At 63.5% G+C, this 13,384-nt stretch carries 12 protein-coding genes; 4 read left to right on the plus strand and 8 right to left on the minus strand.

Translation table 11 applies throughout. The annotated features are described in order from the left end of the window. Positions 1-119 precede the first annotated feature (119 nt). Positions 120-1,529, plus strand: a complete 1,410-nt coding sequence (gene leuC, locus F3H41_RS13010; RefSeq protein ID WP_149739115.1) for a 3-isopropylmalate dehydratase large subunit — start codon at positions 120-122, stop codon at positions 1,527-1,529. Between the two features lie 77 nt (positions 1,530-1,606). On the opposite strand, the gene F3H41_RS13015 is transcribed toward leuC, so the two are convergent. Beyond that, entirely contained in the window at positions 1,607-2,434 is an 828-nt protein-coding gene (locus tag F3H41_RS13015) for an aldo/keto reductase (RefSeq protein ID WP_149739197.1), read from the minus strand. A 130-nt stretch (positions 2,435-2,564) separates the two neighbouring features. Beyond that, positions 2,565-3,107: a L,D-transpeptidase family protein gene (locus F3H41_RS13020; RefSeq protein ID WP_149739116.1), complete on the minus strand. Its 543-nt coding sequence runs from the start codon at positions 3,105-3,107 to the stop codon at positions 2,565-2,567. A gap of 149 nt (positions 3,108-3,256) precedes the next feature. Between F3H41_RS13020 and F3H41_RS13025 the strand changes: the two genes are divergently transcribed. Then, positions 3,257-3,940 (plus strand): response regulator transcription factor, encoded by a 684-nt coding sequence (locus F3H41_RS13025; RefSeq protein ID WP_149739117.1) that lies wholly within the window; start codon positions 3,257-3,259, stop codon positions 3,938-3,940. 129 nt (positions 3,941-4,069) lie between these two features. Further along, entirely contained in the window at positions 4,070-4,522 is a 453-nt protein-coding gene (locus F3H41_RS13030) for a cyclic nucleotide-binding domain-containing protein (RefSeq protein ID WP_149739118.1), read from the plus strand. Between the two features lie 18 nt (positions 4,523-4,540). Here F3H41_RS13030 and xth read toward each other — a convergent pair whose 3' ends face one another. The 6 genes from xth to tesB all read right to left on the minus strand — a co-directional run bounded on the left by xth (position 4,541) and on the right by tesB (position 11,995). After that, complete coding sequence (gene xth / locus F3H41_RS13035) at positions 4,541-5,347, minus strand: exodeoxyribonuclease III (RefSeq protein WP_149739119.1); 807 nt, start codon at positions 5,345-5,347, stop codon at positions 4,541-4,543. A 124-nt stretch (positions 5,348-5,471) separates the two neighbouring features. Next, entirely contained in the window at positions 5,472-6,131 is a 660-nt protein-coding gene (locus tag F3H41_RS13040) for an outer membrane lipoprotein carrier protein LolA (RefSeq protein ID WP_149739120.1), read from the minus strand. Positions 6,132-6,264: 133 nt separating this feature from the next. Then, on the minus strand, positions 6,265-8,928 hold the full coding sequence (locus F3H41_RS13045; RefSeq protein ID WP_149739121.1) for a DNA translocase FtsK: 2,664 nt from the start codon (positions 8,926-8,928) through the stop codon (positions 6,265-6,267). 228 nt (positions 8,929-9,156) lie between these two features. Further along, complete coding sequence (locus tag F3H41_RS13050; RefSeq protein WP_149739122.1) at positions 9,157-10,536, minus strand: ammonium transporter; 1,380 nt, start codon at positions 10,534-10,536, stop codon at positions 9,157-9,159. A 25-nt stretch (positions 10,537-10,561) separates the two neighbouring features. Next, on the minus strand, positions 10,562-10,900 hold the full coding sequence (locus tag F3H41_RS13055) for a P-II family nitrogen regulator (RefSeq protein WP_149739123.1): 339 nt from the start codon (positions 10,898-10,900) through the stop codon (positions 10,562-10,564). Between the two features lie 240 nt (positions 10,901-11,140). Continuing rightward, a complete protein-coding gene (gene tesB, locus F3H41_RS13060) occupies positions 11,141-11,995 on the minus strand; it encodes an acyl-CoA thioesterase II (protein ID WP_149739198.1) in 855 nt (284 codons plus the stop codon). A 173-nt stretch (positions 11,996-12,168) separates the two neighbouring features. Between tesB and F3H41_RS13065 the strand changes: the two genes are divergently transcribed. Then, entirely contained in the window at positions 12,169-13,380 is a 1,212-nt protein-coding gene (locus tag F3H41_RS13065; protein ID WP_149739124.1) for a ubiquinone biosynthesis hydroxylase, read from the plus strand. Positions 13,381-13,384 lie beyond the last annotated feature (4 nt).

Consider the following 13,384-nt stretch of genomic DNA (forward strand, 5'->3'; position numbering starts at 1 on the left):
TTTTTCTCGTGCCTGTCCGGCGCGCTGAACAGCCTTCTCGGCTAGGCACGCCCGCCGCGGCCGGCGGCCATCCGGCTTTTGCTTTTCCGACATTTCTCGACATTACGGGACGAAACGCCATGAGCGCACCGCGTACACTCTATGACAAGATCTGGGACGACCACGTCGTCAGCCAACAGGATGACGGCACCTGTCTGCTCTACATCGACCGTCACCTCGTGCATGAGGTGACGAGCCCGCAGGCCTTCGAAGGGCTGCGCATGGCCGGCCGCAAGGTTCGCCATCCGGAAAAGACGCTCGCCGTCGTCGATCACAACGTGCCGACCTCGCCGGACCGCAAGCTCGGCATCAAGAACGAGGAAAGCCGTATCCAGGTCGAGGCGCTTGCAAAGAACGCGGCCGACTTCGGCGTTGAATACTATTCCGAAAACGATATCCGCCAGGGCATCGTGCATATCGTCGGTCCCGAACAGGGCTTTACCCTGCCGGGCATGACGATCGTGTGCGGCGACAGCCACACCTCCACCCATGGGGCGTTTGGCGCGCTGGCGCACGGCATCGGCACCTCTGAAGTGGAGCACGTTCTGGCCACCCAGACGCTGATCCAGAAGAAGGCGAAGAACATGCTGGTGCGCGTCGACAACCAGCTGCCGCCGGGCGTCACCGCCAAGGACATCATCCTTGCCATCATCGGCGAGATCGGCACGGCCGGCGGCACCGGCTACGTCATCGAATTCGCCGGCGAGGCCATCCGCTCGCTGTCGATGGAAGGGCGCATGACGATCTGCAACATGACGATCGAAGGCGGCGCCCGCGCTGGCCTCATCGCGCCAGACGAGACGACCTTCGCCTATGTGAAGGACAAGCCGCGCGCGCCGAAGGGCAAGGCCTGGGACATGGCGCTCGACTACTGGAAGACGCTCACCACGGATGAAGGCGCTCATTATGACCGCGTGGTCGTGCTCGATGCTGCCAACCTGCCGCCGATCGTCTCCTGGGGCTCCTCGCCGGAAGACGTGATCTCGGTCCAGGGTGCGGTTCCGAACCCGGACGAGATCGAGGACGAGAACAAGCGCAGTTCCAAGTGGCGTGCGCTCGACTATATGGGCCTGAAGCCGGGCACGAAGATCACCGACATTGCGCTCGACCGCGTCTTCATCGGTTCCTGCACCAATGGTCGCATCGAGGATCTGCGCGCCGTCGCCAAGGTCGTCGAAGGCAAGACCGTAGCCTCGACCGTCAGCGCCATGATCGTTCCGGGCTCGGGCCTTGTGAAGGAACAGGCCGAGAAGGAAGGTCTGGACGTGATCTTCAAGGCGGCCGGCTTCGACTGGCGCGAGCCGGGCTGCTCCATGTGCCTTGCCATGAACGACGACCGGCTGAAGCCGGGCGAGCGCTGCGCCTCGACGTCGAACCGCAACTTCGAGGGCCGTCAGGGCTTCAAGGGCCGCACGCATCTCGTCTCGCCGGCCATGGCGGCCGCGGCGGCGATTGCCGGCCACTTCGTCGATATCCGCGAATGGAACTGATCGCTGCCTTTTGAGAGGCGGACATGAAAAGGCCCCGGGTGGTTCTCCATCCGGGGCCTTTCGTTTGTGATGGCGTGTCAGAAGGTTGCCGTCATCGGATCCGGTCCCATGCGGGCGCTGGAATCATCGAGCTTGGCGATCAAGGCAAGGTCGTCAGCGTCGAGGGCGAAGTCGAAGACCTGGAAATTCTCGACGATCCGGTTCGGCGTGACCGACTTCGGGATGACCACGAAGCCCATATCGATATGCCAGCGAATGATCACTTGCGCGGTGGTGCGGCCGTGCTTGGCGGCGATGGCCGAGAGCATGGGATGGCCGAGCAGCTTGCCCTGCCCGAGCGGGCTCCAGGACTGGGTGATGATGCCGTGGCGCTGGTGGGCGGCGCGCGTCTCTGCCTGCTGGAAATCCGGATGCAGCTCGATCTGGTTGAGGACGGGCATGACGCCGGTTTCGTCGATGATACGATCGAGATGTTCCGGATAGAAGTTGGACACGCCGATGGAACGCGCGCGTCCCTCTTCTTTCAGCCGGATGAAGGCTTTCCACGTGTCCACGAATAGGCCCCGATGCGGCGAGGGCCAGTGGATGAGGTAGAGATCGACATAGTCGGTGCCCAAGCGCTCCAGGCTTTCGTCGAAGGCACGCAGCGTGCTGTCAAAGCCCTGCCGGTCGTTCCACAGCTTCGTCGTCAGGAAGATCTCTCCACGCTCGACGCCGGAGGCCTTGATGCCTTCGCCGACGCCGCTCTCATTGTCGTAGATGGCGGCAGTGTCCACATGGCGGTAACCGGTTTCAAGCGCGGTGCGTACGCAGTCTGCGGCGTTCTCGTTTGGCGTCTGCCAAACGCCGAGGCCCACTTGCGGGATGGCATTGCCATCATGAAAGCTGATCGTCGGCTGGGTGATCGTCACGGTCGTCTCCGTTGTCGCGTCGGGAAAGATCGGAAGCCTGCCGCGCCATCGCGAAAAACACTGACAGCGCACGCACGGATATGGGAAGGGGATATAGGCCGTTGAAACGGGATTGAAAGGCCTTTCAAACCACGCGCAGGCGCGTGCCGGGTCCAATGACCGGCAGGAGGCGGCGCATGGCTTTTTCGGAAATGGCCACGCACCCTTCGGTCGGCGTGAAGCCGGGGCGGGCGAGATGGAAGAAGATGGCGGAGCCGCCATAGCGCTTTCGGCTTCTCACGTTCCAGTCGAGCACGATGCAGATGTCGTAGAGTTCGTCGTCCCTGCGCATCTCTTCATGGCTCGCCGCCAGCGGCTTGCGCGCGGGGCGGTTATAGAGGGGGTGGCGCGGCGCATCGCACCAGAGTGCATCGTGCGCTATGGGCTTCATCGGCAGGCGGGTGAGGGGTCGTGGACCGCGGTCAGCACGCCAGAAGCCCTCGAGCACGGGCATCGTGGCGATCGGGGTTCCGCCGTCGCCCTCGCGCTTGCGGCTGGTGCGGCCGGAGCGGCCGATCGCGGCGGGGACAGTGATTACGCCGATGGTCAAAAGGCCCCGTTGCGGTTGGCCCGGCAGGGCGCGTAACGTGAGGATCGGTGCTGGGGAGGTCTTGCGGTGCGGGGGCATTCTGTCTCTGGTTTCACGCAGTTGTGCTTGTCCGTGATGGCATTGGCACCGTAGCACATGCGTAAACAGGGAACACACTGCGCATCCGGCCTTGCCATTGACGCGGGAACACTTACCTCTAATACACTTCAAACAGAACCGGACAGCCCATGACAGCCCGAACTCTCCTTCTCGTCGATGATGACAATGACCTGCGGGAAACGCTTGTCGAGCAGCTTTCTCTCTACGAGGAATTCGAGACCGTCGACGAGGCGACGGCGGGCAAGGGTATCCAGACGGCGCGCAGCCGACAGATCGATCTCGTCATCATGGATGTCGGCCTGCCGGACATGGATGGGCGCGAGGCGGTGAAACTGCTGCGAAAGGGCGGCTTCAAGGCCCCGATCATCATGTTGACGGGCCACGATACCGATTCCGACACGATCCTCGGGCTCGAAGCCGGCGCCAATGATTACGTGACGAAGCCGTTCCGCTTTGCCGTTTTGCTCGCCCGCATCCGCGCGCAGCTGCGCCAGCACGAGCAGAGCGAGGATGCCACCTTCACCGTCGGCCCCTATACGTTCAAGCCGAGCCAGAAGCTTCTGACGATGGAAAACGGCCAGAAGATCCGCCTGACAGAAAAAGAGGCGGCGATCATCCGCTATCTCTACCGCGCCGAACAGAAGGTGGTGACGCGCGACATCCTGTTGGAAGAGGTTTGGGGTTACAATTCCGGCGTGACGACCCATACGCTGGAAACCCACGTCTACCGTTTGCGCCAGAAGATCGAGCGTGATCCCTCCAATGCCGAAATCCTCGTGACGGAAAACGGCGGCTACAAGATCGTTCCCTGATCGCCGCCGCCTGCCTCCTCATTTGCACGATGCCATCGCCCCGAAAATCGATTCCGATTCTCGGGGCGATGGTTTATGTCTTTGTCGTTACAGCGGTTCCGGCCGCGTTTGCATGTCTGAAGGTTCTGGATGGCGCTTGCCGACGATATTGCCCTGCTGCAGGGCTCCCCGCTGTTTTCCGGCTTTGACCAGGACCGGCTGCGGCTGGTCGCCTTCGGGGCCGAGCACCAGCGCGTCGAGGCCGGCGAAGTGCTGTTCGTGGCCGGAAGCCCGGCCGATTGCGCCTATGTCGTCGTGCGCGGCACGCTGTCTCTCAGCCGGACCGAACATGGGCGTACCGATTACATCGCCACTGTCGGGCGGGGTACGCTGCTGTCGGAACTTGCGATGATTTCTGCCGTGCGGCGCAAGTTTACCGCCATTGCCGAGACGGAATGCGATGTGATGCGCATTGGCAGGCCTCTCTTCCAGCGTCTCCTCGAAGAATATCCGGATGTCGGGCGTGTCGTGGAGCAGCGCATCAAGGACAATCTTGCCAGGCTTGTTGACGGCGCTGCGGCACTCGCTCCCCGCTTCTCCTGAGGTTTCCCCGCTCTGCGGTCACAGATCGAAGGTGGCAATCACCGGGACGTGGTCGGATGGGCGCTCCCAGCCGCGGGCTTCGCGCAGGATCTGCATGTCTTTCAGGTGCGGAGCAAGGTCGGCGGAGGACCAGATATGGTCGAGGCGTCGGCCACGGTCGGCGGCGGCCCAGTCCTGGGCGCGGTAGCTCCACCACGTATAAAGCTTCGTTGGTTCGGGCGTGTGCTGGCGCATGAGATCCACCCAGTTGCCGCCGGCCATCATGGCGAGCATGCCTTCCGTCTCCACCGGCGTGTGGCTGACGATCTTCAAAAGCTGCTTGTGGGACCAGACATCGTGCTCCAGCGGCGCGATGTTGAGATCGCCGACAAGGATGGACGAGATACCCGCGTCGGCATCCGCCTTCAGCAGCTTCATCTCCTCCAGGAAATCGAGCTTGTGGCCGAACTTCGGATTGATGTTGCGGTCCGGCTCGTCGCCGCCGGCTGGCACATAGAAATTATGCAGGCGAATGCGCTTGCCGCCGGCGGTGAAGATCACCGAGAGATGGCGGCTGTCGCCGATGTTGCAATAATCGCGCCGTTCGATCGTTTCCTCGATCGGTAGGCGTGAAAGCGTCGCGACCCCGTGATAGCCCTTCTGGCCGTGTATGGCGATGTGGCGGTAGCCGAGCGCTTCCAGCGGCGCATGCGGGAAAAGGTCATTCGGGCACTTGGTTTCCTGCAGGCACAGGATATCCGGCTGATGGGCGTTGAGAAACCGTTCGACGATCGGCATGCGCAGGCGGATCGAATTGATGTTCCAGGTCGCGATCGTCAGGGCCACGGATTGTCCTCATGAAAAGCAGAGCCGCACTGCGGGAACGCGGCGCGGCTTTTTGAAATAGGCTTTTCACGGCGACAAGGCCACCCCATGTGGCGTTAGGCCCGCCCTCGCGTCCACAACTGGTTCAACCCCGGTTGCGCACTTCGTCATAGGGGATGCGGAAAACGCGGTCGTCCATCGGCAGGCCGGTCTGCACATTAAAGATCATCACGGACGTGTCTTTCTTCTGGGCGTCGGTGATGGTCCATTGCCGCAAGTCGTAGGTGCGCGGATCGAACATCATGGTGATCGTCGAATCGCCGAAAATCGACCTGTCGCCGAGCACGATTGTGATGAGGTCGGCCTCCTCCTTCACGTTGCGCACCATGGCGCCGTTCAGGTCGATCTTGTCGCCAAGGAGGATGTTCAGCGGCGTTTTGGACAGGGGATAGATGTCCCAGGTCTTGAGCTTCTGGTTGCCGATCACGACCGACTTGCCATCGGCGATCACCCGCATCGGCGAGGGGGCGTCATAGTTGAAGCGGATCTTGCCGGGGCGGCTGATGTAGAACTTGCCGCCGGTCTGTTCGCCGCGCGGGCCGAACTGGACGAATTCGCCGGCCATGGTCTTCACAGAGGCAAAATGGTCGGCGATCTTCTGGGCCGCGCCCGAGGTTTGCTGGGCGGATGCGCCGCGCAGCGGCAGGCCGACAGCAAGGCCCGTTGCCAAAACGCCCGTGCCCGCCAGGATCGCGCGGCGCGAAACGATGAAACGGCCGGCGGCGGGGACAGTCTTTTCGCTCATGGGTATCTCCTTTTGTCTTGATGTGGCGCGCAACTGCGGCACCTTCAAGGCCCGGCTCGGGTTCGCAGGCCGCTTGGCGCCTGCAGCCGGGACTGGCCCGTGGCCGCGCGCCTGTGGCAGGCGGCGGGGCCGGTCACTCTTCGGTCGGAACGAGGATTTCGCGTTTGCCGGCATGGTTGGCAGGGCCGATCAGGCCTTCCTTCTCCATGCGTTCGATGAGGGAGGCCGCCCTGTTATAGCCGATGCCGAGACGGCGCTGGATATAGGAGGTCGATGCCTTGCCGTCGCGCAGGACGACCGCGACTGCTTGGTCGTAGGGATCATCGCTATCGGCCATGTTGCCGGTGCCGGCCGGGCCGCCGCCCTCGCCATCGTCCTCACCGTCATCCTCGGTGATGGCGTCGAGATATTGCGGTGTGCCCTGGCTTTTCAGGTAGGAGACGATCTCCTCGACCTCACCATCCGAAACGAAGGGGCCGTGGACGCGCTGGATGCGACCGCCGCCGGCCATGTAGAGCATGTCGCCCATGCCGAGCAGCTGCTCGGCGCCCTGCTCGCCGAGGATCGTGCGGCTGTCGATCTTCGAGGTCACCTGGAAGGAGATGCGGGTCGGGAAGTTGGCCTTGATCGTACCGGTGATGACATCGACCGAGGGTCGCTGCGTTGCCATGATGACATGGATGCCGGCGGCACGGGCCATCTGGGCGAGACGCTGCACGGCGCCTTCGATGTCCTTGCCAGCGACCATCATCAGGTCGGCCATTTCGTCGATGATGACGACGATATAGGGGATCGGCTTCAGATCGAATTCTTCGGTCTCGTACATGGCTTCGCCGGTCTGGCGGTCGAAGCCGGTCTGAACGGTGCGGGTCAGCACCTCGCCTTTCTCCAGCGCCTGCTCGACGCGGCTGTTGAAGCCGTCGATGTTGCGCACGCCGATCTTCGACATCTTCTTGTAGCGCTCTTCCATCTCGCGCACCGTCCACTTCAGCGCCACAACGGCCTTCTTGGGATCGGTGACGACGGGGGAGAGGAGGTGTGGGATGCCGTCATAAACGGAAAGTTCGAGCATCTTCGGATCGATCATGATCAGGCGGCACTGGTCGGGCCGCAGGCGATAGACCAGCGAGAGGATCATCGTGTTGATGGCGACCGACTTGCCCGAGCCGGTGGTACCGGCGACGAGAAGATGAGGCATCTTGGCGAGATCGGCGATGACCGGCTCGCCACCGATGGTCTTGCCGAGCGCCATGGCAAGGCGCGCCTTGGAGCTTTCGAAGTCGCGGGAGGCGACGAGTTCGCGCAGGTAGACGGTTTCGCGGCGCTGGTTCGGCAGTTCGATGCCGATGGCGTTGCGGCCCGGTACGACGGCGACGCGGGCGGCAATCGCACTCATGGAGCGGGCGATATCGTCGGCAAGACCGATGACGCGGGAGGATTTGATGCCAGGTGCGGGCTCCAGCTCGTAAAGCGTGACGACCGGCCCGGGGCGGACATGGATGATCTCGCCCTTGACCCCGAAATCTTCCAGCACGCCTTCCAGCATGCGGGCATTCTGCTCCAGCGCGTCGGCAGATAGCGTCGCGTCCTTGGCGACATTCTTCGGTTCCGCGAGGAAGTGGATGGGCGGCAGCGTGTAGTCGCCATCCTCATCGATGAAGGACGCCTGCGCTTCGCGATCGGCGCGGCTGCCGGGACGCGGGCGGGGAGCTGCGGCGGAGACCCGGGAAGAGCCCGGCAGGCCGGAACGCTTCGGCGCGGGACGCGGCGCCCAGTCAGCCGCCGGATCATCGTCCTCGTCGTCGGGCAGGATGCCGGCGGGGCGCAGGTCATCCCTGTCAAAATCGTCGTCGTCGTCCTCGTCACCCTCGTGGGAAATGGAGGGCGGCGACATGATGCGGCGTTCGGAGCGGTTAAGCGAGGGCTCGATCCGCTCGCCTGCATTGCGTCCGCGCGGGCGGTTCGGCTCATTGAGCGTCCCGAATTCGTCGTTGTTGAAGTCGTAGGGTTCCTCGAAGGCATCACCGCGCCGGCGGCGGCCTGCGTTTTTCAGGCCGAAGAGACGGCGCGCGCGGGCTTCCGCCGTAAAGCGCATATGGGCGAGCGCGCCGGCGATCAGCGTGAAGGGGCCGCCGCGATCGTCCTCGTCTTCCACTTCGTCGCGCACCGTGCGGGCCTTGCTGGGGGTCGCTGGCGCTGACGGCTCGTCATCGACGGGATCATCGACGGCAACGAGGCCGGTCGAAAGGATGAGGGCGCCGGTGGCCGGGATGGCAAAGACGATGCCGCAGGCAATTGCAAAGCCGCCCGTGGGGAAGGTGCCGGTGAAAAGAGCGGGAAAGCGCAGGATCATATCGCCAAAGACGCCGCCAAGGCCATTCGGAAGCGGCCAGGTGATGGGGGCGGGGACGCAGGCGAGTGCGGCGGCGGCAAAGACCGAGCCGAGGAACCAGGCAATGGCGCGCTTCAAAAGCTTGTCGGTGCGGCGATGGGTGACGAGGATGAAGGCCCAGGCGACGACCGGCAGCAGGGCGATGACGCTGGCAAGGCCGAAGAACTGCATGAAGATATCGGCAAAGGTGGCGCCGGGCACGCCGAGCAGATTTGTCGGCGGATTGGAGGTTGCGAAGGAGAAGCTCGGATCCTCCACATTCCAGGTCGCCAGCGCCGTGATGGCGAGCGCCAGTGCGACGAAGAGCGCTGTGCCCGTCAGGGTTCCCAGCTGCCGCAGGAGGAAATGAGACAAGACGAACCGTTCGGCGCGGCCGTCGATCGCCATCTGATTGCTTCTGCCCATGATGTCTGCTGTCCGTTGTGGAATGCGTCCCGGGCCCGATGTGGCCCACCTGTCCGATTGCACCTTAGGGGAGCGGGGTTAATGGGCCATTAACCATGCGCACGAAGATCGTGAGGCCGGCCGACACATGAAAATGGCCCGGATCGCGGCGATCCGGGCCATGGCGTTAGATAGGAACTGCGTTCCCACAGAGGCAAACCGGCGCCGCGCGGGCGGCGCCGGAAGCGCTTAGTTGTGGTAGGCGGCTTCGCCGTGGGAGGAGAGGTCGAGACCCTCACGCTCGGCCTCGACCGGCACGCGCAGGCCGACGATGAGGTCGACGACCTTGTAGAGGACGAGCGAGCCGATGCCGCACCAGACGAGCGTCACGAGCACGGCGTAGACCTGCGTCATGAACTGGGCGCCCATGGTGACGCCTTCGACATAGCCGACGCCGCCCAGCGAAGACGAGGTGAAGATACCGGTGGCAAGGGCGCCGAAGAGACCGCCCACGCCATGGACGCCGAAGACGTCGGCAGTGTCGTCATAGCCGAACTTGTTCTTGATGACGGATACGAAGAAGTAGCAGATCGGCGAGACGAGCAGGCCCATGACGATGCCACCCATCGGGCCGACAAGACCGGCGGCAGGCGTGATGGCGACGAGGCCGGCGATCATGCCCGAGGCAGCACCGAGGGCCGATGCCTTGCCGCGGGTGAAGGTTTCAACCAGCGACCAGGAGACGATGGCGGCGGCCGTGGCGATGAAGGTGTTGACGGTCGCGAGCATCGCGCCGCCGGAAGCTTCGAGGTTGGAACCGGCGTTGAAGCCGAACCAGCCGACCCACAGCATGGCCGCGCCGACGAGCGTCAGGGTCATGGAGTGCGGTGCCATCATGTCCTTGCCGTAGCCGGTGCGCTTGCCGACCATCATGCAGCCGATCAGGCCCGCAACACCGGCATTGATGTGAACGACGGTGCCGCCGGCAAAGTCGAGTGCGCCCCAGCCGAAGATCAGGCCCTTGGCATCCCAGACCATGTGGGCGATCGGGAAGTAGACGAAGGTTGCCCAAAGCAGGCAGAACAGGATGGCTGCCGAGAACTTGATGCGCTCGGCGAAGGCGCCGACGATCAGGGCAGGCGTGATGGCCGCGAAGGTCATCTGGAACATGACGAAGATGTATTCCGGAATGACGACGCCGGCAGAGAAGGTTGCTGCCGTCGTGTCCTTGGTGACGCCCGACAGGAAGAGCTTGGCGGTGCCGCCCCAGAACGGCGATTCGGAGCCGCCGAAGGCGAAGGAGTAGCCGTAGATCACCCAGGCGAGCATGACGACTGCGCCGGCGACCGTGCACTGCATCAGCACGGAGAGCATGTTCTTGGCGCGCACGAGGCCGCCGTAGAACAGGCCGAGGCCCGGCATCAGCATGAAGAGCACGAGGATCGTGCAGAGGAACATGAAGGCGGTGTCACCCTTGTCCATGACAGGCGCTGCGGCAGCGGCAGCAGCCGGAGCTGCCTCGGCGGCGGCCGGTGCGGCTTCCTGGGCGAAGGCGACGATGGGGGCAAGAACTGCCGCCATGGTGGCGCCCGCCAGGCTGAGCGAGGTGGAAAGCTTGTTTGACGTCATTGAAAAGTGCTCCCTAAAGCCTGACTTACAGCGCTTCTGAATCCGTTTCGCCGGTGCGGATGCGCACGGCGTGGTCGATCGAGTAGACGAAGATCTTGCCATCGCCGATCTGGCCGGTCTTGGCGGCGGAGGCGATCGCCTCGACGGCCTTGTCGACGACTTCCGATGCGACGGCGATTTCAATCTTGAGCTTGGGCAGGAAGCTGACGGCATATTCGGTGCCGCGGTAGATTTCCGTATGCCCCTTTTGGCGGCCGTAACCCTTGACCTCGGTCACCGTCAGGCCCTGGATGCCGATCGCCGTGAGGGCCTCGCGGACCTCGTCCAGCTTGAACGGCTTGATAATGGCCATCACAATTTTCATCTGGTTCCCATCCTTCGTGTTCATCTCGGCGTGTCGCCGTCTCTCCTGCCGCGAGAGAGGTTCACTCCCGGCGACTGGACAATGACATTCAAGGGGCGTGCCAGATTCACGCGCACCGAATGGATTGCGTTGAAAAACCGTAAAACTGCCATGAAAGGGTCGCGTGAGCGCCGCTGCCGCCAAAAATAGCGGCAGTAAAATCGCCTAATTTGCAGGCGCCTCGGCAAAAATGATCATTATTTAGTCATATGCCTTTTTGCGAATCAGACCTTCCTGCGCGACGGAGGCGATCAGGCGCCCCTGCCGGTCGAAGAGACTGCCGCGTGTCATGCCGCGTGCACCATGGGCGCTGGGGCTATCTTGGGTGTAGAGCAGCCAGTCATCCATGGCCGACGGGCGATGAAACCACATGGCGTGGTCGAGGCTTGCCACCTGCAGCGTGCGGTCGAAGACCGAGGTGCCGTGGGCGTAGAGCGACGTGTCGAGCAGCGTCATATCCGAGAGATAGGCGAGCACGGCGGCCTGAAGATGACGTTCCTCCGGCACCTTGCCGACGGCCTTTACCCAGACGTCCTGCGTCGGTTCCAGTTTGTCACGCGAGAAGTAGTGCGTGAGCGAGACCGGCCTGATCTCGATCGGGCGCGGCCGTTCCCAGTAGCGGCGGATCGCCTCCGGCGCACCGGCAAGGAACCGTTCGGCGATTTCCTTCTCGCCGAGCAACTGTTCCGGCGCCGGCACCTTTGGCATGGGGAACTGATGCTCGAAACCCTCTTCATCGAACTGGAAGGAGGCGGACATGGAGAAGATCGCCTTGCCGTGCTGGATGGCAACGACACGGCGGGTGGCGAAACTGGCGCCGTCGCGAATGCGGTCCACCTCGTAAATGATCGGCACGGCGGGGTCGCCGGGGCGCATGAAATAGGCGTGCAGCGAATGCACGTAGCGTCCCGCATCCACCGTGCGCTGCGCGGCAACGAGGGCCTGGCCGATCACCTGCCCGCCAAAGACGCGCTGCCAGCCGACCTGCGGGCTGCGGCCGCGAAACAGGTTTTCCTCCAGCTTTTCAAGGTCGAGTGTCTCCAGAAGCACGTCCATCGCAGCATTCGAACCCACATGCGATTCGGTCTTCGCGGCTTTGGTCGCGGTAGCAGTCGTTTCAGTCTCGGTTTGCGGGCGCGACATTTTCGGCACTCTCCAGCGGTAGGAACAGACGTTTCTCTGGACTATATAGGGAGCGCAATTGTCTCAAGCCTTTCGGAGTGCGCGCTATGATCGATCTTCTGGTTGCCGGTGGCGGTTATGTGGGCCTTGCGCTGGCGCTTTCGGTCAAAACGGCCGCGCCGCACCTTGGCGTCACCGTCATCGATGCCGCACCGGAAGATGCCTGGCGGCGCGATGAACGCGCCTCCGCCATCGCCGCGGCGGCCAGCCGGATGCTCGACGTGCTCGGCGTCTGGGACGAGATCCTGCCGCAGGCCGAGCCGATTCTGCGCATGGACATCACCGATTCGCGCAGCGGCGATCCCGTTCGCCCCGTCTTCCTCACTTTCGAGGGACTGACGGAGGAGGGCGCCTTTGCGCATATGGTGCCCAATGTCGCGATGGTCGGCGCCCTGCGCAGCGCAGCCGAGAAGGCCGGCGTCGAGATCCGGCAGGGCGTGGTGGCGAACGGCTTTTCCACCGACGTCGCCAGCGTGACGCTGACGCTCGCCTCGGGCGACGTGATCCCGGCGCGGCTGCTCGTGGCCTGCGACGGCGTGCGTTCCAAGCTGCGCGATGCGGCCGGCATCAAGACGGTGCATTTCGACTATGGCCAGTCCGGCATCGTCACGACGGTCGAGCACGAGCGCTCCCATGAGGGCACCGCCTTCGAACATTTCCTGCCGGCCGGTCCTTTTGCCACACTACCGCTTCCCAACAACCGGTCCTCGCTGGTCTGGACCGAGCGCACCGAGGATGCGGAGCGATTGATCGCCAGCGATGATCTTGTGTTCGAGGAGGAACTGGAGCGCCGTTTCGGCCATCGCTTCGGGCAGATCCGCGTCGTTGGCGGCCGGCGGGCCTACCCTCTGGGGCTGACGCTGGCACGCAGCTTCATCGCGCCGCGCTTTGCGCTGGCCGGGGATGCCGCCCATGGCATTCACCCGATTTCCGGCCAGGGCCTCAACCTCGGCTTCAAGGATGTGGCGGCGCTGGCCGAAACCATTGTCGACGCCGATCGCCTCGGTCTCGACATCGGCTCGGAGGAGGTGCTGGAGCGCTACCAGATGTGGCGGCGGTTCGATACGTTCCGCATGGGGGTCACGACCGATGTGCTGAACCGGCTGTTTTCCAACGACATCACGCCGGTGCGCATTGCCCGCGATATCGGGCTCGGTCTCGTTGATCGCCTGCCGTCGCTAAAGTCCTTCTTCATCCGCCAAGCCTCTGGCGCTGCAAAGCCGTCCGATCCGAAAATGCTCGCCGGGCAGGCGATCTGAGCGG

Source organism: Rhizobium sp. RU20A (assembly GCF_900155885.1).
Taxonomy (GTDB): domain Bacteria; phylum Pseudomonadota; class Alphaproteobacteria; order Rhizobiales; family Rhizobiaceae; genus RU20A.